This is a genomic window from Sulfuricurvum sp. (assembly GCF_036279695.1).
In the GTDB taxonomy this organism is placed as follows: Bacteria; Campylobacterota; Campylobacteria; order Campylobacterales; family Sulfurimonadaceae; genus Sulfuricurvum.
The window spans coordinates 69,122-88,873 of record NZ_DASUIQ010000065.1 but is presented as its reverse complement, the minus strand read 5'-3'; the positions used below and the strand labels follow the sequence as shown (position 1 = coordinate 88,873).

Annotated in this window: 21 protein-coding genes; 8 read left to right on the top strand and 13 right to left on the bottom strand. The window is 46.5% G+C overall.

Annotation, left to right across the window (positions count from 1 at the left end; translation table 11 throughout):
- Positions 1-3: 3 nt before the first annotated feature.
- The 5 genes from argB to VFW36_RS06610 form a co-directional block, all read right to left on the bottom strand.
- Positions 4-855, bottom strand: a complete 852-nt coding sequence (argB, locus tag VFW36_RS06630) for an acetylglutamate kinase (RefSeq protein WP_295014632.1) — start codon at positions 853-855, stop codon at positions 4-6.
- Complete coding sequence (locus VFW36_RS06625) at positions 839-1,753, bottom strand: tetraacyldisaccharide 4'-kinase (protein WP_329658024.1); 915 nt, start codon at positions 1,751-1,753, stop codon at positions 839-841. Before VFW36_RS06625 ends, argB begins: the two co-directional genes overlap by 17 nt.
- The gene (locus VFW36_RS06620) at positions 1,750-2,868 is read right to left on the bottom strand and encodes a DegT/DnrJ/EryC1/StrS aminotransferase family protein (protein ID WP_329658023.1); all 1,119 of its coding nucleotides are present in this window, start codon (positions 2,866-2,868) and stop codon (positions 1,750-1,752) included. Before VFW36_RS06620 ends, VFW36_RS06625 begins: the two co-directional genes overlap by 4 nt.
- Positions 2,869-2,882: 14 nt before the next feature.
- On the bottom strand, positions 2,883-3,683 hold the full coding sequence (locus tag VFW36_RS06615) for an NAD+ synthase (protein WP_329658022.1): 801 nt from the start codon (positions 3,681-3,683) through the stop codon (positions 2,883-2,885).
- Positions 3,684-3,744: 61 nt separating this feature from the next.
- A complete protein-coding gene (locus VFW36_RS06610; protein WP_329658021.1) occupies positions 3,745-4,557 on the bottom strand; it encodes a ferritin-like domain-containing protein in 813 nt (270 codons plus the stop codon).
- Positions 4,558-4,586: 29 nt separating this feature from the next.
- On the opposite strand from VFW36_RS06610, the gene VFW36_RS06605 reads away from it, so the two are divergent.
- The gene (locus VFW36_RS06605; protein ID WP_329658020.1) at positions 4,587-4,844 is read left to right on the top strand and encodes a GIY-YIG nuclease family protein; all 258 of its coding nucleotides are present in this window, start codon (positions 4,587-4,589) and stop codon (positions 4,842-4,844) included.
- A 36-nt stretch (positions 4,845-4,880) separates the two neighbouring features.
- Positions 4,881-5,474, top strand: coding sequence for an MBL fold metallo-hydrolase (locus VFW36_RS06600; RefSeq protein WP_329658019.1), 594 nt, complete (start codon positions 4,881-4,883; stop codon positions 5,472-5,474).
- Here VFW36_RS06600 and VFW36_RS06595 read toward each other — a convergent pair.
- Both VFW36_RS06595 and cmoB read right to left on the bottom strand, forming a co-directional pair.
- Positions 5,471-5,941 (bottom strand): PaaI family thioesterase, encoded by a 471-nt coding sequence (locus tag VFW36_RS06595; protein ID WP_329658018.1) that lies wholly within the window; start codon positions 5,939-5,941, stop codon positions 5,471-5,473. The two genes, VFW36_RS06600 and VFW36_RS06595, sit on opposite strands and share 4 nt — an antisense overlap.
- A gap of 2 nt (positions 5,942-5,943) precedes the next feature.
- Positions 5,944-6,837 (bottom strand): tRNA 5-methoxyuridine(34)/uridine 5-oxyacetic acid(34) synthase CmoB, encoded by an 894-nt coding sequence (cmoB, locus tag VFW36_RS06590; RefSeq protein WP_329658017.1) that lies wholly within the window; start codon positions 6,835-6,837, stop codon positions 5,944-5,946.
- 55 nt (positions 6,838-6,892) lie between these two features.
- Here cmoB and VFW36_RS06585 point away from each other — a divergent pair, with 55 nt between their 5' ends.
- Positions 6,893-7,777 carry a cation diffusion facilitator family transporter gene (locus VFW36_RS06585; RefSeq protein ID WP_329658016.1) on the top strand — a complete coding sequence of 295 codons (885 nt, stop codon included), beginning with the start codon at positions 6,893-6,895 and terminating at the stop codon, positions 7,775-7,777.
- Positions 7,778-7,792: 15 nt separating this feature from the next.
- On the opposite strand, the gene rny is transcribed toward VFW36_RS06585, so the two are convergent.
- Together rny and VFW36_RS06575 are read right to left on the bottom strand one after the other, a co-directional pair.
- Positions 7,793-9,361, bottom strand: coding sequence for a ribonuclease Y (rny, locus tag VFW36_RS06580; protein WP_329658015.1), 1,569 nt, complete (start codon positions 9,359-9,361; stop codon positions 7,793-7,795).
- Positions 9,267-9,911 carry a 5-formyltetrahydrofolate cyclo-ligase gene (locus tag VFW36_RS06575; RefSeq protein ID WP_329658014.1) on the bottom strand — a complete coding sequence of 215 codons (645 nt, stop codon included), beginning with the start codon at positions 9,909-9,911 and terminating at the stop codon, positions 9,267-9,269. Before VFW36_RS06575 ends, rny begins: the two co-directional genes overlap by 95 nt.
- Before the next feature lie 55 nt (positions 9,912-9,966).
- On the opposite strand from VFW36_RS06575, the gene VFW36_RS06570 reads away from it, so the two are divergent.
- Both VFW36_RS06570 and ftsY read left to right on the top strand, forming a co-directional pair.
- Positions 9,967-10,521 carry a TlpA disulfide reductase family protein gene (locus VFW36_RS06570; protein ID WP_329658013.1) on the top strand — a complete coding sequence of 185 codons (555 nt, stop codon included), beginning with the start codon at positions 9,967-9,969 and terminating at the stop codon, positions 10,519-10,521.
- A 2-nt stretch (positions 10,522-10,523) separates the two neighbouring features.
- The gene (ftsY, locus tag VFW36_RS06565) at positions 10,524-11,411 is read left to right on the top strand and encodes a signal recognition particle-docking protein FtsY (protein ID WP_329658012.1); all 888 of its coding nucleotides are present in this window, start codon (positions 10,524-10,526) and stop codon (positions 11,409-11,411) included.
- Between the two features lie 9 nt (positions 11,412-11,420).
- On the opposite strand, the gene VFW36_RS06560 is transcribed toward ftsY, so the two are convergent.
- Genes VFW36_RS06560 through VFW36_RS06545 form a run of 4 tightly spaced genes read right to left on the bottom strand, consistent with a single transcriptional unit; the run spans position 11,421 to position 17,287 of the window.
- On the bottom strand, positions 11,421-13,826 hold the full coding sequence (locus VFW36_RS06560; RefSeq protein WP_329658011.1) for an HD domain-containing phosphohydrolase: 2,406 nt from the start codon (positions 13,824-13,826) through the stop codon (positions 11,421-11,423).
- A gap of 25 nt (positions 13,827-13,851) precedes the next feature.
- Positions 13,852-15,918 carry an adenylate/guanylate cyclase domain-containing protein gene (locus VFW36_RS06555; RefSeq protein WP_329658010.1) on the bottom strand — a complete coding sequence of 689 codons (2,067 nt, stop codon included), beginning with the start codon at positions 15,916-15,918 and terminating at the stop codon, positions 13,852-13,854.
- Positions 15,918-16,817 (bottom strand): M48 family metalloprotease, encoded by a 900-nt coding sequence (locus VFW36_RS06550; RefSeq protein ID WP_329658009.1) that lies wholly within the window; start codon positions 16,815-16,817, stop codon positions 15,918-15,920. The genes VFW36_RS06555 and VFW36_RS06550 overlap by 1 nt, the downstream gene beginning before the upstream one ends.
- A gap of 14 nt (positions 16,818-16,831) precedes the next feature.
- A complete protein-coding gene (locus VFW36_RS06545; RefSeq protein WP_329658008.1) occupies positions 16,832-17,287 on the bottom strand; it encodes an SH3 domain-containing protein in 456 nt (151 codons plus the stop codon).
- 124 nt (positions 17,288-17,411) lie between these two features.
- Between VFW36_RS06545 and radA the strand changes: the two genes are divergently transcribed.
- From radA to VFW36_RS06530, 3 genes are read left to right on the top strand one after another with little or no spacing between them, the layout of a single operon-like run.
- The gene (gene radA, locus VFW36_RS06540) at positions 17,412-18,764 is read left to right on the top strand and encodes a DNA repair protein RadA (protein ID WP_329658007.1); all 1,353 of its coding nucleotides are present in this window, start codon (positions 17,412-17,414) and stop codon (positions 18,762-18,764) included.
- Between the two features lie 44 nt (positions 18,765-18,808).
- Positions 18,809-19,081: a hypothetical protein gene (locus tag VFW36_RS06535; protein ID WP_329658006.1), complete on the top strand. Its 273-nt coding sequence runs from the start codon at positions 18,809-18,811 to the stop codon at positions 19,079-19,081.
- Entirely contained in the window at positions 19,072-19,752 is a 681-nt protein-coding gene (locus VFW36_RS06530; RefSeq protein WP_329658005.1) for a carbonic anhydrase, read from the top strand. Before VFW36_RS06535 ends, VFW36_RS06530 begins: the two co-directional genes overlap by 10 nt.

The window sequence follows — 19,752 nt, the reverse complement described above, 5'->3', positions numbered from 1 at the left end:
GGACTACAGAGTAATCTGTGTCCCAACCCCCTCAGAAGTGAAGAGTTCGAGCAAGATCGCGTGTTCGATACGTCCGTCGATGATGTGGGCTTTTTGAACCCCCGCATCGACTGCTTCGAGACATGAATCGACTTTTGGAACCATCCCGCCGCTAATCGTACCGTCCGCTTTAAGCGCTTCAACCTGCGCTTCAGTGAGGGTTGAGAAAAGCTCTTTATCTTTGTTTAGCACTCCCGAAGTGTCCGTCATAAAGATCACTTTGCACGCACCGATAGCCGCCGCGATAGCCGATGCGGCAAGGTCGGCGTTGATGTTATATCCCGGATGACCGACGATAGGATCACACCCGATAGGAGCGATGACGGGGATGAAACCCTCTTGCAAAAGGTTATGGATAACCGAGCCATTCACACTCTCGACTCGCCCCGTAAGACCAAATTTCGCTTCGTCTTTGGGCTTGGCACGCAAGAAATGGGCATCTTTACCGCTGATACCGATCGCTTTGGCACCGTAGGAGTTGAGGAGAGAGGTGATCTCTTTGTTGATCTCGCCGCTAAGTACCATCTCGACAATCCGCATCACTTCAGGGGTGCTGACCCGCTCACCGTCGATAAACTCGGTCGGGATTTTGAGATCGGACAAGAGCTGAGAGATACGGCTTCCGCCGCCGTGTACGATCACCACTTTCACCCCGACGAGGTGAAGCAGTACGATGTCTTGGGCAAATTTGGCTTTGAGTTCATCGGAGGTTTGAGCCGACCCGCCGTATTTAATGACAACGATCTCATCACGAAACTCTTTGATGAACGGCATCGCGTCCATAAGAGTTTTAACGGTATCAATTTTTCGCTGCATTTACATAATCCTTCACTGTAGTAATTATCGTCTCATTTAACTCAATAGAGAGTTCCAAAACCGAGATATTGAGTTTAAAAGACGACATTTTAACCAAGTCTTTTGAAGTTACCAAGAGGCTCGTAGCACCCGTGCGCTCCACAATCATTTCCAACTCCCCTTGGGTAAAGAAATGGTGATCTTCAAAATAGACCTTCTCTATCACTTCCGGTAAAAAAGGATCAAGCCGCTCTGGGCGTGCAATCGCGGTCACCAATACCATTTTTTCGGTTGGATTTTTGAGGGTAACGGAGCGTTTGAAATCGACCCTCTCCATCATCACGATAACCTTTTTGGTACTCCACAACTTCTCCCGATACGCCCCTGATGGGAGACAATACGGGTTTGGGGTGGGGACGGCAATGAGGAGGTTGAGTTTCTCTATCGAGTGTTTCCCATACCCGTCATCAAGCAATACGACATCGCATCCCATCGACGCCGCTTCCGCAATCGCCCGTTCACGGATCTCGCTGACGATAACCATCGCACTGTCGAGCATCTGGGCGTAGAGCATCGCTTCATCACCGCTTTTAATCACATCGCAGAGGATCGTCGATTTGTCTTTGACGACCACCATACCGCGGCTTTGCCGTCCGTAACCGCGCAACACGATCGCCGGTTTTTCAAAATGTTTGGCGAGTTCAACCACAATCGGGGTTTTACCGCTCCCGCCGACGATGAGATTTCCGACACTCACCACCGGTATTCCAAACGATTTAGGACGACTTCGCAGATAACGGATATAGGCCAATAAACAGTAGATCCAGCTGAGCGGTAAAAGGAGGAGAGAGAGGATTTTTTGGATCAGCGAGGGGTTATACAGATAGCGTTCCCCCCATTGAACCCAGAAACGTTTCAAACGCGTGTAGAAGCTACATCCAAAATTGCGTCACAGATCTCTTCAACCTGATCATCGCTAAGAGCCGCGTAATTCGGGATCGAGAGTACTTGCTGATAGTTGCGCAGTGCGATCGGGAAATCGTTGACTCTCAATGAGTATTTCGTTTTGTAATAGCTGAGCAAATGGAGCGGTATATAGTGCAACCCGCACTCGATTCCGCGAGCGGCGAGTTCGCGTGCAAACGAGTCACGGTTTTTATCGACCTTGATAATATAAAGCGAATACGGATGCTCTTCATTCGCGATAGGGGTACGGATATGCGGTGCATCCGCCAAACGCTCGTTAAAAATTTCGGCGATGGCGCGCTGACGTTCGATATTCTCATCTTGTTTTTCAAGCTGTACCAAAATCGTAGCAGCATCGAGCGGGCTCATCATATACTGACTTCCGATGTCGACAACATCATAGATATACCCCAACCCCTCTTCATCAATCACCATCGCGTGGTTGCGAAGCGAGCGCGCACGCTCCATGATCTCTTCATCATCACACACCAACATCCCGCCGTTGCAAACGTTGCGACGCAAATGGGGACTGAAATCAAAACAGGTGATGTCGGCACCGGTAGAACCGATTTTTTGACCGTTATAGGTTGCCCCCAGCGCGTCGGAAGCATCTTCGACGATTTTGACATCATACTCTTTCGCCATGGCGTAGAGTCGATCGAGTTCAACGCTTTGACCCGCTACGTGAGAGACGATCACCGCTTTGAGTTTTTTGGATTTGTTTTCCGCCAAATAGGCTTCGAGTTTATCCAAATCGATCGTAAAGGTATCGGGATTAATGTCGATGAAAATCGGCTCCGCATCGAAATGGCGCACCACTTCCGGAACCGACGGATAAGCATTGATCGAACAGAGTACTTTATCACCCCGTTTGAGATCTATCGCCAACATCGCCAAATGGAGCGCCGCCGTTCCGTGCGATGTCGCCAGCGCATATCCGGCTCCCGTATAGGACTCAAATGCCGCTTCTAAATCTTCGACGATGTTCGGTGCTTCTCCGTCAAATACTTCGTCAATCTTCTCACGTTCATCTCCGCCGACTTCAACACGGTAAAATGGGATACTCATAGTCTGTTCCTTTTTCATAGGGTAATATCTCTGGGATAATTGAAATCATGATTGAGCGTCCGTGACGTCAATTTTGCGATTACCGGCATACGCCGTTTGAATTGATTCTGATAAATTCTTTTTACTATCATACCGACTAATTCAGGGTTTTCACCATCAGCTATCATCTCTTCGGCGGTATGACGCTCTTCCACATACCGTTTTAGGACACGATCAAGATCCGCATAGGGGTAGCCGATCTCCGCTTCATCACTCTGCCCCGCCCACAAATCTGCCGAGGGGGGCTTATCGATAATCGAGCTTGGAACCCCTAAATAGCGAGCCAACTCGAACACTTCCGTTTTATACAGATCGCCGATAGGATTGAGCGCACTGGCTAAATCGCCATAAAGAGTCCCGTATCCGAGCATCAGTTCGCTTTTGTTACTGGTTCCCAAAACCAAAGCCCCCTCGCGCGCCGAAATATCGAACAATGTTACCATTCGTAACCGTGCTGAGAGATTCCCGACCCGAAGCGGTGACATATCGGACGTTTCATACGCTCGTAGCATCGGTTCAATACTTTTGACCTCTGAACGAAGCGAAAAAACGTTACATAATTCATCCGCATCGTCCAAAGAGTTTTGAGATGAATAGTGTGAGGGCATTTTGACGCAAAGCAGATCATCCCCGAACGCACGGTGTGCCAACACCGCCACGACCGCAGAATCGATCCCTCCGCTTAAACCCACTACCACTTTTTTCAAACCGGTTTTACGAACTTCCTGATTGAGAAATTCACTCAAATACCGGCTGATCAGCTCGTATTTACTCACCGCTTAACCTTATTTTAGTATTAACTATTTGTATTATAACTAATTTTATTATCAAAGATAGTCAACACTTCGTTAACGAAATACATTCCAGCTCTCCCTCATCAAAACCGGCACTTTTTCTCGCACTGCAATTGATGTCAATCCTGCGGGGAAAACTGTTGGGATAGTATTTTTCGATGATCTCGAAATAGCTGGAGAGCTCTTTTTGCTCCCATTCGCACGCATAGGCAAACCAGACATCCCCTTTACGGACATGATCGACCTCTTCACTGAGTATAACGTGCAACGCCGCCATGATTTTTTGGATCATCGGATCGCTCTTATGAGGTTCTAATTTACGAAGGATGAGAGGGGTCGCGTCCAAGCCGTTGGCTTCGAGATACCTCGGAACGACCGCCATCCGCTCGTAGAGGTTCAGTGTCCGCATAGATGCTTCAAACAGGGCATCATGCACCGGATACTCGCCGTAATAGCCCCCTAGCTCTTTTAACAAACCCTCAATCATCTCGAAATGGCGCACCTCATCATCGGCAACAACGAGCCAATCATCTTCAAATGCTTCACCCAACCCGCGAAAACGGTACACCGCATCGAGCGCCAAATCGATAGCGCTGTATTCGATATGGGCAATCGCATGGAGGAGTAAAATTTGTCCGTGAGGGGTACCCAGTTTTGTCCGTCTGGGAACCTCTTTTGGATCGATGATCGTACAATGATTTCGATACGAGGGGTAGCTAAAAACGATAGGTTCAGCTGTGCTATTGCGTGTGATCTCGCCGCGACGATAGAGATCGTAAAACGCTCTGAAAAGAGCTATTTTTTCATTCGGAGCAGAGGTGGTTAAAAGAGTTTCTAAAGTGCTATAGAGTTCCATAAAAGCCATTATATCGTATACTCTCGCTTATGAAATCATCCGAAAAAGCCTACACCCTCTATATCCTAAAGTGCAGTGACGATACCTACTACACGGGGATCGCTATCGACGTGGAAAAACGGCTCGCTGAGCATAACTCCTCGGAAAAGGGAGCCAAATACACCCGTTCGCGCCGTCCGGTAACACTGATGTACAGTGAAACGTGCAGTGATAAAAGCAGTGCGTTGAAACGGGAACTCGCTATCAAACGGATGAAACGCACCACAAAAGAGGGATTGTGGAGCTAATCTTTATGCTACAATCCGACTAAAAAAGAGCACATTATGGAAATCCTAAAACGCCCGATGGGCGATTATCAAACCAACTGTTATATTGTTAAAATTGACGGCAAAGAGATCATCATCGATCCGGGGATGGGGGCGACCGAGTGGGTTATGGCGAATGTCAAAAACCCTGTTGCGATCCTCAACACTCACGGTCATTTCGACCACGTATGGAGCAACAGTGCCCTGCAAGAAAAGCTGAATATCCCCCTCTACTCTCCCAAAGGGGATGTGATGCTCCTCAAAAACAGCACATGGATGCCGGAACTCCCCCCATCAACACCCGATGTTGAAGTAGACGGTGATCAAACGCTCGACATCAGCGGGATTGAGGTCAAATTTCACCATTTTCCGGGGCATTGTCCGGGGTGTTCTATGATCGAAATCGGAGATGTTATCTTTAGCGGAGATTTTTTGTTTGAAGGCTCTATCGGGCGATGGGATTTCCCCTACTCCGATGCAAACTCTATGCGTGAAAGTTTGAAAAAGTTTGCGGCATGGACGATCGATAAGCCCCTATATCCGGGGCATGGAAACTCAACATCGGTTCGAGCGGAACAACGAAATGTCGAGTATTGGATGAGGATGGTTTAACCTTCGATATTTTTCAAAAGATCCAAACGGAGAACATGGCGTTCAGTTACGACGGTTTTAAATTCCCCTTCGAATACCTTGATTTCATGGACAAATCCGCGAACGGTCACATTTCGCTTTCGCCCCTCTTTTTGGTGCTCCGTCGCTTCAAACGTTACCGTATCCCCTACGCGTACGGGAGCTAAGAATAAACAGTTACACGATGCCAATACGACATTAGGTTCATTTACCGATGCCATAGCGGCAAAATCGGCGGCACTGAAAATAAATCCACCGTGCACCAATCCTATCTCATCGGCACGCATAGCTTCAACCGTTTCCAACATAATTTTTGCATATCCCGCTTCCATTTTTACGATCTCTCCGCTGTAAACGGTGTTGATTCTCTCATGGGTATTGAGCGCTGTCTGCGGGTTTATCGCGACTTGAATCTCTTCATTCATTAAATCCAGTTGATCTTTTTCCAAACTTACCCTCTTTTAATCCGAATGTATCCCCGCTTCGGTGCAGGGTATCCCTCTACTGTTTTGGTACTATCGGCAGGATCAAGAAAATCTTCAAGGCTTTGCGATTCTATCCAGTCGGTTTTGCGTTGTTCATCGGATGTCGTTACCACCGTTCCCAACACCTCAAAGGAGTTAAATCCGGCGCGGGTACACCAGTTTTCGAGCGCTTTGAGAGTCGGAACGAAATAGACATTGGTGATTTTGGAGTAGCTTCCGCTCGGACAAAGAGCGACGGGTTCCTCTCCGTCGATGATAAAGGTATCGAGATAAATCTCGCCCCCCTCGGCTAACCCTTGTCCCAATGCTTTGATCATCGCTACGGGATCGCTTCGATGGTAGAGTACCCCCAGACAAAAGATCACATCAAATTTCTCTTCGTAAAAGGGCAGATGTTCCACGCCAAGGAGTTCATACACAATATCGCTTTTGACAAAATGGTTGATGAAATCGAACTGTGATTTAAAGAGCGCCGAGGGGTCAAATCCGACCACTTTTGCCGGAGCGTCTTCGAGAAAACGGAACATATAATAGCCGTTGTTGCATCCGATGTCGGCTACTTTTTTGCCGTGAAGATTGAAATGGGGACGGAGAAAGTTGTATTTGAGGTCTGAGCGCCATTCGGTATCGATAAACAGCCCGAACAGATCAAACGGCCCTTTTCGCCACGGCATCATAAGGCGGGCGATACGTTCGAGTTCGTTTACATCCACCGCCTCATCCGATGTGAGGGCAACGGTATTACCCAGTTCAATCTGAGCTTCGATCTGCGGGAGCTGATTTAGCGCTTCACGTAATGGAGCGATGTTTTTCCATGTCATCCATTTTTGGCGCTCTTCTCGAACTGCATTTAAATCCATACCGTCTCCTCATAATAATCTCGAAATTTTAGCGATATTAGGCTAAAATGCCCCCATGCGTATAGAACAAAAAGCCACCCTCATTTCCAGTTCCGTTGCCCTGACATTGGTAGCGTTAAAACTCACATTCGGTATCATCAGCGGCTCTGTTGCCGTATTAGCCTCGGCTATCGATTCTTTGCTTGACCTCGTCGTCTCTGCGTTCAACTACTTTGCCCTTCACCACTCCGACAAAGAACCTGATGAGCATTTCAACTTCGGACGACGTAAACTCGAACCCCTTGCCGCGGTTATCGAGGGGACGATCATCAGCCTTTCCGCCCTCTTTATCCTCTATGAGTCGATCTCTAAAATTGTGCAGGGAAGCAGTGTAGAACATTTAGATGCCTCTATCATCGTAATGATGCTTTCTATCGTGATTACTGCGGCATTGGTGGTATTTTTACGATATGTAGCCAAGAAAACAGGAAACATGGTGATTCGAGCCGATGCCCTGCATTACCAAACGGACCTCCTCAGCAACGGTGCGGTACTCGTTGCACTGGGACTGATCGCCCTCACCGACATTCCCCTGATCGATCCGATATTAGGGATCGGTATCAGTGCGTATATGCTCTATTCGGCATTTCCTCTGATCAAAGAGGGGACTTTGATGCTCCTCGATGCGGCACTCGATACCCAAAGTGTTGAGCGAATCAACAAACTCTTAAATTCCCAAGCCGATATTAGTTCTCACCACGATCTACGAACACGACGCTCAGGAAGCGATGTTTACATGAGCGTCCATATCGTATTTAGCATCAGCACCTCACTCTACGATGCTCATATGGTAGGAGATCGAATCGAACTTGCTCTCAAAAATCTCTTCCCAGACGATACAGTACATGCACTGATCCATCTCGATCCGTATGACGATTCTGAAGAACAGCATTTAGATTGATTTTTGCCTTCGCGCTTAACGCGCGTACTCGACAGCTCTGCTTTCACGGATAACGCTTACTTTGATCTCTCCGGGGAACTGCACTTTTTGAGAAATCTCATCGGCAATCTCGCGGGCGATCAAAGTCGTCTCATCGTCACTCACATTTTGGGCACTGACGATAACCCGTACTTCACGCCCCGCATTGATCGCGTAAGCTTGTTTAACACCCGCTTTTTGAGTGGCGATCTCTTCGATCTCACTCACACGGCGTAAGAAACTCTCCAACACTTCGCGTCGTGCTCCCGGACGGGCGGCGGAGAGGGTATCGGCGGCACACACCGCCGCACACTCGATACTTTTGATCTCTTCATGACCGTGATGGGCATAAATCGCATTGATAACGACCGGATCTTCACCGTAGCGACGGCACAGTTCCACCCCGATGTCAACATGGTTCCCCCCGTTATCTTGGGTCAGAGTTTTACCGATGTCATGGAGCAATCCCGCACGGCGGGCGAGTTTGACATCACCCCCCATCTCAGAAGCCATAATTCCCGCTAAATGCGCCACTTCGAGTGTATGGGCAAGGGCATTTTGACCGTAGCTCGAGCGGTATTTGAGCCGACCGACCAGTTTCATCAATTCAGGATGGACACCCCCTATCCCTAATTCAAGGACAACCTCTTCCCCTTCTCGCGTTGTCGCCTCTTCAAACTCATCGGATACTTTTTGGTACACCTCTTCGATCCGAGCAGGCTGAATACGTCCGTCTTGGATCAAAAGCTCAATCGTTTTCGTCGCAATGGCACGGCGATAGAGGTTGAATGAACTCACGATAATCGCATTCGGTGTCTCATCGATGATAATATCGACACCGCTCACCATTTCGAGGGTTTTGATATTACGTCCCTCTTTGCCGATAATGCGCCCTTTGAGCTCATCATCATCGAGATGGATTACACTAATCAGTCGTTCTGCGGCATATTCCCCCGCAAATCGTGATGTTGCCTGTGCCAAAATATATTCGGCTTTGCGTTTGAGTTGCTCTTTGGTTTGCTCTTCTAATTTGCGTAGCTCTCTCGCTAATTCCAGCCGTTCGTTCTCACGAATTTGATCCAATAAAATCGTTTTCGCTTCGTGTGCCGATAATCCGGCACGCTGTTCGACGATCACCTTAATTTGTTCACTTTTTTGGCGGTAGTCTTCTTTTAATTTCTCTAATGCTCGTTCATTACGCTCAATATTAAGTCGTCTGTTTTCGAGTGCGGCACGTTCTTGTGAGAGCTTTTCCACTTCGTTTTGTCGAAGATTTTCAAACTCCCGTTCTGAACGTTCAATCTTCTCTTCACGAAAAGCAAAATCTTTTTTTACTTGTTCAGACGTTTCATCGTACCGCTTTTGCGCCTCTTTCTCGATCTCTCGAGAGCGAAGCGAGGAGCGTTCTAACATCATTTGCGCTTCATTCTCGATCGCTTTGGATTTGGCTTTCGCCTGTTCCAAATAGAGATCAAAATGAGCTGCGGTAATCTTTTTTGAAATTAAAAATCCGACCAACCCGCTCACAGCGGCGATGCCGCTTCCTACGAGTAGTTCGTTCAACATTGGTTTTCCTCATACTTTGAACCCCATAGGGAGTTATGAGTAGATCTCCTTGCACATCATAATCATCACAAATATCATACGTCGTTCGACACGCGCACGATTGAATAAAAATAGTAAACGGTTTCGTTTTTAGGGTCGGAAAAAATCGATCATACATCCCTTTACCGAAACCTACTCGGCGCAAAGATCCGTCTACCCCTACTACAGGGACAATAGCTACATCTATTAAATTATATTTTCTATACGAATTCCGCGGCTCATAAATCCCAAAAGCTTTACGTTCCAACGGGTATCTAAATGGTACCATTTTGAAACTGACGCCATCCATAAACGGTAAAAATACCTTTTTTTTAGTCCGCGAAGAAAGTACGGTTTTGCGAATATCCGCTTCAAATCCCATCGGCCAATAAAACAGTATCCGCTTTACATCCAATGTTTGAAGGATATGCTGTAATGTTTGATTCACCTTCGCATTACGCCATGTTTTAGTATTGGGGTTAGAACTTTTCAACCGTTTTAGACATTCTCCTCTAAAATCGCTTTTGGTCACTTTTTACCTTTGCTTCGTTATAATCTTCATTATTTTACTCTAAAAAAGGTTTTGTATGCGTTTGACCCATTTAATAATCTCTTTATTTTCACTCTCCCTCCTCTTTCAAGGATGTAACAAGAAAGAGTCTTCCGAAGAGGCACTGGTTTCAACCGCCGCTTTCACGTTAATGGATACCCAAGGCAAAAGTTATACGGTAGAAAAACGGGGAGCTGACTTTACCCTCGATGCGGGAGAAGACAAAGTGGTCTTGTTTGATATTTTTGCCACATGGTGCCCTCCTTGCCAAGCTGAAGTCATGGCGTTAGGAAATCTGCAAAAAAAATACGGTGATGACTTGATCGTTATGGGGATCACAATAGAAGAAGACAAAAGCAATGCCGAACTCGATGCGTTCCGCGAAAAATACCGAGGGGGTACGTATCTGATCTCCAACAAAGCCGATAACCAGAACCTCGCTCGTGCGATCGCATCCACTATCGGCGTGGGTCAACAGTTCCCGATCCCTTTGATGGTTTTGTATAAAAACGGTCAATACGTCACCCATTACGAAGGGGCTACCCAAGAAGAGATCATCGATCGCGACATCGCGATGGCATTAGGAAAATAACCATGTTCTCATTTATCAAAAAGGGGCTTCAAAAAACACTCGAAGCGATCAGCGCGATTATCCCTGAGAAAAAAGAGACGATCAGCAAAGATGAACTCGAAAATATCCTCCTCGAAGCCGATGTCGAATACGATCTGGTCGAAATCATCCTCCGAGAGCTCTATCAAGAGAACATCACCCGCGATCAGCTCCGTTCCAAACTCCTCGCAACCCTCAGCTATGCCCAAAATACTTTGCCCGATAATCCTGAAAAACCGACGGTTACCCTCATCATCGGCGTTAACGGGGCGGGGAAAACAACCACCATCGCGAAACTCGCGCAACACCATTTGAACAAGGGTGAGCGGGTTATCCTCGGAGCTGGAGATACCTTCCGCGCCGCCGCCATCGAACAACTCACCCGCTGGGCGGACAAACTCGATGTCCCGATCATCTCGTCTCGCCAAGGACACGATCCGAGTGCCGTAGCATACGATACGATCGAGTCGGCAAAAGCACGCGGATTTGAGCAGGTAATCATCGACACCGCCGGTCGGCTCCACACCCAAACGAATCTTGGGAATGAGCTGAAAAAAATCGTCCGTATCTGTGACAAAGCCCATAGCGGAGCACCGCACCGCAAAATCCTCATCCTAGACGGTACGCAAGGCTCTTCGGCTATCGCCCAAGCCAAAGCATTTAATGAAATGGTAGGTGTGGACGGCATCATTATCACCAAGCTCGACGGAACGGCGAAAGGGGGATCGGTTTTCTCGATCGCCTACGCCCTTTCGCTTCCTATCCTCTACATCGGTGTCGGAGAACAGCCCGAGCATCTGATACCGTTTGACAAATACCAATTTGTGGACGGCATTTTGGACGCGATCTACGGAGAAAACGAGCATCCCTAACGAGATGCTTCAAAACCCCTCAAAAACCACCTCATCAATATTTTCCGGTTGCAAATATTTGGTTGCGAATATCTTATAAACACCGCTCGTATACAACAACGACAAAATATTTTTGTCAATCTCATTATCTTTTGCCATAAACGATAAGATTTTCATGATTTCAGAGAGTTTTTTCGCTTTTTTATACGGTCGGTCGGAGGCGGAGAGTGCTTCGAAAATATCGGCGATCGCCAAAATACGAGCCTCGATACTCAGCTGATCCCCCTTTAATCCACGCGGATAGCCTAACCCGTTGATCTTTTCATGATGGGCGCCTGCGATTTCGGGGACACGGGATAGTTTTCTAGGAAACGGCAACGCTTGCAGCATCTTTAAACTAATATCGGCATGATTGTTGATAATCTCTCGTTGTTCCGTCGTCAATGTCCCTTTTTGCACGGTGAGATTCGCGATTTCGTCTTCGCTCAATACCGGTTCGCACGTTCCGAACAACTCGATTTGGCGTGCCGCAATCGATTTGATTCTCTCAATATTCTCATCGCTAAAATACTCGCTCCCTTCATTTGCCGCAACCAAAAAGGCAATCTCCTCGTCCAACGCGCTCAATGTCTTATCCCGCAATGCTTTGTCTTCATCCGATTGGGATGAATGCAAAAAGGCGATCTGAGCATCCCGTTTCAGCAGTTCATATTTGAGTTTAACCGTCTCAATACGGTCATAAAGGGTTTCTAACTTCGTAGATTTGTCCACAACATATTCGGGAAGGACGATTTTCCCAATATCATGCATCAATGCCGAAAACTTGATCTCTTTCAATTGCTCGTCAGAATAGAATGTCTCTGCGAATGTTGTCTGATCCATATTGATCGCATTTGCCAACGACAACGACAAATCCATCATCCGATCGATATGCCCCGCCGTATAGGGAGATTTCTCTTCGATGGCCATATTGATCGTATGTAAAAACGACTCCAATAAAACCTCTAAGTCGTTGATCAGTTTTTGTTTTGTGAGGGCAACGGCGGCTTGAGAACCGATGGAGAGCGCCAACTCTTCATCATCAAACTCAAACTCGACGACATCACCGAAACTGTTTCGCTTATTGATCAGTTGCAGCACTCCGATCAGATTGTCTTCATGATCTTTGAGCGGAATAACGAGCATACTCTGGGATCGATACCCCGTTTGAGCGTCAAACGTTTTGGTACCGCTAAAATCATACTCTTCGCAGTCGTAGACATCGGGGATGTTAATGATATAGCCATCGAGCGCACACACCGTTGCCACCATATGCCGATTTTGATCCCCTAGCGGCAGATACATTTCCAACGGTATCCACTGTATCGGTTCAGATCGCCCCCCCATGCTGATGTTCAAGGTATCATTTTGGATCACCTTGAACTCAAGCTGTTTGGACGTTTCATTGTACAGATACAACGTACCCGCATCGGCATTGGTCAGGAGTTTTGACTGCTTGATGATGAGTTCCAAAAGCGAATCGATATTTTTTTCCGAAGAGAGTGCCGTCCCGATCATCAGGATTTGGGACGAAAACGAGTGGTTGTGATCTTTTTTGTACACCGGAACCGTCGGGTCAAACGGGAGAACCGTATAATCGTCCACCTCTTTGAGGACAAGCCCCTTAATCTTTGATTCTTTTAACTCCTGTCGAATATCCGCCTCAAAATGGGATTTTAGATGAACCGGATAAATCGCGAAATCGTCTCTTTTGGATTTTAATCGCTCCTCCGCCAGTAATGCGGGAGTCAAATGTTTGCTGTTGCGGGCGACCGCTTCGTATTCAGACGAAAAAGAGACATCGATGACCAACGAGTGGATCGAATGATCGCTTTCCAGCAGCTCCCATATTCGGTCGCATTTATAGGTATCCGAGGTAAATAAGACCCCGTCTTCCTGATGTCGAATCACAAATCCGCAGCTCCCCTCGGTGTGATTATTGAGAAATGGAGTGATCGTAATATCATCGATCGAATAGGCCCTATCGGGGAGTATCTCGATCAAATCTACGGTTTTGGTATTTTCCAGCAATAAATCGATCTCTTGAAAATTCGGCCAGATACGATAGTTAAAAATAAATGCGCGCAAATCGTTGAGCGTCTCCGCCAACGCATAAATTTTCAACGGTGTTTTTTTATGCGTCACGAAAAGCTCGGCAACGAACGGAATGTCGACGATATGATCCAAATGCGAATGGGTCAAAAAGATGTGTTCAATATCAAATATATCACGCCCCATCCCGCGAATAAGATTTCCCGCATCGATGACACAGTGTTTCGAAACACGCAAACAGGTGGTCTCTTTGTTGGGAGACAATGTCCCTGCCGTCCCCAAAAACTCGATAACACGAGGATTTATCGGGTTTAGTTTCTTTTTTTGCGTGTTAGTATCCGACATCTGCTTTTCCCTCTTTCACGTCAACTTATTTTTCATCCAAAATCAATGTTGCATTCTCGAATTTTAAATTTCCCGTCGCGATTTTATGAATGAGTCGGACATAGGAGGCACTCACTCTATCGATGGAAGAGAGTTTATCAAAAATAGATAAAGCCCTCTCAAAATCGGCGTGATAAAAGTATTCCAATGCACTATTATACTCATCGATCCACTGAATATACTCATCTGAGAGTGCGCTATCGATGGGTTCGAATACCTTGACGCCAGACGTTCGACCGACCACCTGAATCGTCCCAAGCTCCCTGCAAACAATCACTTGATCGTCACGATTCAAACACATTTTAGTCTCTTCCGACATCATACAGCTCGATCCGAACTGCTTGTTCGCCGATTCGAGTCGAGAAGCCAAATTCCCCGCATCCCCGATAAACGTATAATCAAAGCGCTTTTCGGTACCGAAGTTTCCGACAATGACCTCTCCGGTATGTATACCGAAGCGTGTTCTCACGCTAAATCCGTATTTCTTTTCTAACATAGGATTGTAGGCTTGTATAGCGCGTTGGCAGTTCAATACGGATGCCACCGCACGTTTTGCATGATCTTTCTGATGCAGCGGCGCATTCCAAAAAGCGATAATCGCATCTCCTTCATACTTATCGATCGTACCGCCGGCTTCCAAAATCACATCACTCATCAATCCCAAATACTCATTCAAAAATTTGGCTAAAACTTCCGGTTCTAGCTTCGATGAAATGGCGGTAAACCCCTCAATATCGGTAAAAAGAATCGTCAATACCTCTTTACTTCCCCCTAATCGGAGTCTATCGGGGTATTTGATAAGTTCGTCAATGACTTGCGGACTGATGTAGCGTGCAAAAGCGCTTTTAATAAAACGGCGTTGTGCACCTTCGTGAAAATAGTTAATGCTAAACGCCACAAACCACGACGCGATTATCCCTAAAATAAAAATACTCACATTGAACCAAAAACCGCCGTAGTACAAAACAATGCTTGAGGCGACTGCGAGGGTCAACAGTATCGCTGAGTAGAGGAGTCCGATCTTCAACGATATATGATGACGTATCCCGAAAAAGGTAACGAATGTGACTAGAAAAAGCAACGAATACGTAATAGAATAAGGGAGTTCAGAGATAAAATTCTGATGCAAAATATTATCTAAAACTGCGGCGTTTATCTCCGTTCCGGGATAGATATTTTGCATCGGTACACTTTTCAAATCCATTAAACCGGGGGCACTCATGCCGATGAAAACGTAGCTTTGATTGAGATCATATTGTTTGACGTGATGAATGTCACCCGCTTCGTTCGATAACTGAGCCTGAACGATAGATGCCGCATTAATCGTCTCATACGTTTGCGCAGGTCCATAGTAATTAATGATTTTCAGATCCGTATCGACGCTCGGAGCGCACTCTTTCGTCGATAAACAAGCCGCCATAGGTAATGAGGGGACATAACCTAGGTCAAAGACCGAGGTTAGATGTGCCTTTCGGATAATACCGTCAGAATCAGGGTGGGAGTTGACCGAACCGATCTGTTTATACCCCTTTGCAATAGCCCTATCCGGAAAAGAGGCCAAAGGATAGACAGCATTAGCAGATAGATCCTCGGAGAGAGGAGGATAGGAAGGTTTGAGTATCTCTGAGGGCCATCGGCGATCATTCCCCTGATTACGGCTCAAAACGAATGAGCCTACACCATTAGCATGTTCTAATGCGCTTATCAGCCGTTTATCATCCTCCACCCCATAGAGCGACGGCTCTTGAAAAAGAACATCGAAGACGACAGCTTTAGCCCCGTGCTGAACACAATAGTCGATAATCTTCGCATACATTTCACGCGGCCACGGCCAAGAAAGCGAATAGTTCTCTTTTGCCCAGTCCAACGAACTCTGATCGATCAAAATGAGTTTTATACTTTTGTCATGATCTTCCGCGTTCTGTAGATTCGCGACCCGAACATCCCATAGCTTATTTTCAAATGTCTGAAGAAACGGGCTCTTACCAAAAAAATAGAGACTAAGAGTACAGACGAATGCCCATAGTGCCGCTTGGTAAATTTTGATTTTCATTAAATATTTTTCATGTTTTTAGCAAAACGTTGATTTCTTATCATCGGAATTTGCACGGCTTCAAAACGTGCTTCTTTGAGATTCTCAATTCTCTCCAGCGGCAATGGATGTGTAGAACCAAACCCCTTGTCCCCCGATTTCACTTTCTTTTCCATCTCATGAAGCATTTGTGTTAACGCCGTTGGATCATACCCTGATCGCTCCAAAATTTTAATCGCCGTTGCATCGGCTTCATATTCGTATTCTCGCGAATACCCGTTTACCATCAGATTACTCACAACGTCATTAATACTGTTTTCAAACACGCTTACCAGTTTCGCGACATCTTTTTTCGAATACTGTTTTGCCGATTCTACCGCTAAAACAGATCCGAATTCGCTCCATCGGCTATTTTTAATCGTTTTCAGCCCATGTGTGTTGCTGATATGTCCGATTTCATGCGCTAAAATTGCCGCTAATTGATCTTCATTCCGTGCACAGCGCAACATTCCGCGTGTAATAAAAATAAACCCGCCCGGAGCGGCAAATGCATTGATCTCATCGGAATTCAAAATCTGAAAATGGTATCCCCCGAACGTTATCGGAGTATCCGAGTGATAGCTTAACTGGTTTCCGACCATCGTTACGTATTCATCCATCGATTGATTTTTGTAGGGCTGGTATTCGGAAAAAACCTTGGCCGATACGGTTCGACCGATGTAATACTCCTGATCGGGGGTAATATCTTCGATACTTTTGACAAAAGAGTTTCCGATTTTCAGTATTTGTTCTCTTTTCTCCGCTGAAATCCCCGTATGCGGCAAAAGTGTATCAGCCAAAGGCATAATTTGCTGCTGCATGTTGGTGCTGCACCCGCTTAATAACAAAACAAAAGTTCCCATAAAAAATGCTTTTTTCATATTGACACCCCGTCTCATTGTTTTAATTGCCCGTTAAGGACAAAAGAGGTTTGTAACTGCGGCTTAATCGTCCGTTTCTCCATGGAATCGACCAAATCAAAACGCATTTTTGGATTTTGTTCCCGATAGCTGGCTTCAACTTGTTTATTGAACCCTTTTCCCGCCAGCATCACTTCATTACTGGAAACCGACGAAGGGGCATTTGTATTGGCCTCACTCATTGATAAATTGTCGACGGCTGATGATGCATGAATCCACCCCTTTTTAGAAGCGAAGCTCACCTTTTTCCAGTTCTCTTTCTCTTCAATTACTTTCACTTCATCTCCGAACTTACACGTAGCAACCGTTTTGGCTAAAAAGGAGGGGGTCTCTTTTAATAACGTCTGTTTTTGCCGTATAAAGATACTGGCTCCGTACATTTGCGAAAGAGACAGAGATATTATCAGGAGTGATTTCAATACAAATCGCATTTAATGATCCTTATGTTGAAAAATATTTTTAATAATAACAAAAAAAACATATATAAATCTAATTTTGACATTAGCTTTGATACAATAAAGAACATATACGTTAATTTTAAAAAAAGATTCCCAAATGGCCAAGAAAAAAAACGTCCTCTTTGAATGTCAACACTGCGGATTCACTACCCCCAAATGGATGGGAAAATGTACCAATTGCGGCGGATGGGACAGCTTTGTCGAACTGAGTGAGCAACAGCAGGAGGTGATCAAACTCACCTCTACCTCTTCCCCCTCCGGCGGAGTAAAAGCCAAAGAGATCACTCAGATCGTCGAAGAACATACCGAACGCTTCAGCAGTGACGATGCCGAGCTGGATATGGTTCTCGGCGGAGGTGTCGTCCCCGGTTCATTGGTGCTAATCGGCGGGAGTCCGGGGGTCGGGAAATCGACCCTCCTCCTCAAAATCGGCTCGAATCTCGCGAAACAAAACCGCAACGTCCTCTACGTCTCGGGCGAAGAGAGCGAAGGGCAGATCAAACTCCGAGCCAACCGGCTGGGAGCCAATGTCGATAACCTCTATCTCCTCGCCGAGATACGACTGGAACAAGTCCTTGCCGAACTGCATGAACGCGCTTATGAGTGTATCATCATCGACTCGATACAAACCCTCTACTCCGAAACGATCGCTTCGGCTCCCGGATCGGTGACGCAGGTGAGACAGATCACCTTTGATCTGATGCGTATCGCCAAAGAGCGCCGTATCGCTATCTTCATCATCGGACATATCACCAAAGAGGGCTCCATTGCAGGGCCGCGCGTCTTGGAACACATGGTCGATGTTGTCCTCTATTTCGAGGGGGACAGCGGACATGAACTGCGAATTTTGAGAGGGTTTAAAAACCGTTTCGGACCTACAAGCGAAATCGGAGTATTCGAGATGCGTCACGACGGTCTGGTCTCGGCAAAAGACCTCTCCTCGCGCTTTTTCAACCGCACAAAATCCCAAAGCGGTTCCGCCCTCACCGTTATCATGGAGGGGACTCGCCCCATCGTCCTCGAAGTACAAGCGCTGGTAAGCGACACTCACGCCCCCAATCCGAAACGTCAGGCAACGGGGTTTGAGAACAACCGCCTCAATATGCTTCTCGCACTGCTGGAGCGCAAACTCGAAATCCCTCTCAACAGCTATGATGTATTTATCAATATCACGGGGGGGATCAAAATCACCGAAACCTCCGCCGATTTGGCAATTCTCGCCGCCATCATCAGCAGTTTTCGCAACCGTGCTATCTCCAAAGAGACGGTCTTTATCGGCGAAGTCTCCCTCGTAGGGGATATTCGTGAAGTATACCAACTCGATCAGCGTCTCAAAGAGGCGGCTTCTCAACAGATCACCAAAGCGCTGATTCCTAAAAAACCGATTGAGAAAACAGCGATCAAATGTTACGAAATTGACGAAGTAAGTAAACTACTTGAGTGGTTTTAACCAAAATTTCCGTATAATTACCCATTACAAACGAAGGATTTTTTATGCCAGTATGTTCTATTGTTGCCGACCATAAATCCGAAGAGCGATACACGAAACTCTCACTCGCTTATTCAACCGAAGAAGAACACCAAATGATCGAGAAAGCGATAGCGGAATGTACACCGCTATGTTCAATCCAACCGAATGTTTACGGCGGTGCCGTGACAGAGGGAAAACGGATGATTACGATCGAATATCATGATGATTGTGACCGTGAGGGCGGAAAAGTATATGATGCGATTATTAAGCACTTGGGGATTGAAGCGTGTCGCTAAGCAAAAATCCTGCCGATCAAAGCGTCCAGCGTCTCAAAGAGTTTGCCGACGGCAACGAAACGTTTCAACAAACCTATTTTAAAAAACATGAGACGCAACTACTCAGTCTCGTCAAAGAGGGGCAGAACCCTCGCGCCCTTTTTATCGGATGTTCTGATTCTCGGGTTATTCCCGATCTCATCGTCCAATCGAGTCCGGGGGATCTGTTTGTCGTCCGTAACGTCGGCAATTTCGTCGCACCCTATAAACCCGATGAGGATTTTCACTCAACGGCGGCAGGGATAGAGTATGCGGTATTGGTATTGGAAGTATCCGAAATCATTATTTGCGGACACTCCCACTGCGGAGCTATCGAAGCACTCTATAAATCATCGTGTGACACTTCGATGATCCATACCGCCAAATGGCTTACCCTCGGAGAAAAAGCAAAATCGATGGCAATGATCGCATTGGGAGAGAATGCACCGCGCGAAGAGCTACTACGTGCCACAGAACAGCTCTCCATTGTGACCCAAATCGAAAATCTTCTCACCTATCCATACGTGAAAAAAATGGTAGAAGAGGAAAAACTCTTTATCCACGGATGGTATTACGATATTGAAACGGGTGCTATCGAGTATTATGATCCCGATACCTATGAATTTCGTCCGCTCAGTGAGTTGGGGGATTGA

Bases quoted from the DNA above. Each gene is read 5' to 3' on its own strand.
- argB (WP_295014632.1), bottom strand. From the start codon at position 855: ATGCAGCGAAAAATTGATACCGTTAAAACTCTTATGGACGCGATGCCG.
- VFW36_RS06620 (WP_329658023.1), bottom strand. From the start codon at position 2,868: ATGAGTATCCCATTTTACCGTGTTGAAGTCGGCGGAGATGAACGTGAG.
- VFW36_RS06610 (WP_329658021.1), bottom strand. From the start codon at position 4,557: ATGGAACTCTATAGCACTTTAGAAACTCTTTTAACCACCTCTGCTCCG.
- VFW36_RS06605 (WP_329658020.1), top strand. From the start codon at position 4,587: ATGAAATCATCCGAAAAAGCCTACACCCTCTATATCCTAAAGTGCAGT.
- VFW36_RS06600 (WP_329658019.1), top strand. From the start codon at position 4,881: ATGGAAATCCTAAAACGCCCGATGGGCGATTATCAAACCAACTGTTAT.
- cmoB (WP_329658017.1), bottom strand. From the start codon at position 6,837: ATGGATTTAAATGCAGTTCGAGAAGAGCGCCAAAAATGGATGACATGG.
- VFW36_RS06585 (WP_329658016.1), top strand. From the start codon at position 6,893: ATGCGTATAGAACAAAAAGCCACCCTCATTTCCAGTTCCGTTGCCCTG.
- rny (WP_329658015.1), bottom strand. From the start codon at position 9,361: ATGTTGAACGAACTACTCGTAGGAAGCGGCATCGCCGCTGTGAGCGGG.
- VFW36_RS06570 (WP_329658013.1), top strand. From the start codon at position 9,967: ATGCGTTTGACCCATTTAATAATCTCTTTATTTTCACTCTCCCTCCTC.
- ftsY (WP_329658012.1), top strand. From the start codon at position 10,524: ATGTTCTCATTTATCAAAAAGGGGCTTCAAAAAACACTCGAAGCGATC.
- VFW36_RS06560 (WP_329658011.1), bottom strand. From the start codon at position 13,826: ATGTCGGATACTAACACGCAAAAAAAGAAACTAAACCCGATAAATCCT.
- VFW36_RS06555 (WP_329658010.1), bottom strand. From the start codon at position 15,918: ATGAAAATCAAAATTTACCAAGCGGCACTATGGGCATTCGTCTGTACT.
- VFW36_RS06550 (WP_329658009.1), bottom strand. From the start codon at position 16,817: ATGAAAAAAGCATTTTTTATGGGAACTTTTGTTTTGTTATTAAGCGGG.
- VFW36_RS06545 (WP_329658008.1), bottom strand. From the start codon at position 17,287: ATGCGATTTGTATTGAAATCACTCCTGATAATATCTCTGTCTCTTTCG.
- radA (WP_329658007.1), top strand. From the start codon at position 17,412: ATGGCCAAGAAAAAAAACGTCCTCTTTGAATGTCAACACTGCGGATTC.
- VFW36_RS06535 (WP_329658006.1), top strand. From the start codon at position 18,809: ATGCCAGTATGTTCTATTGTTGCCGACCATAAATCCGAAGAGCGATAC.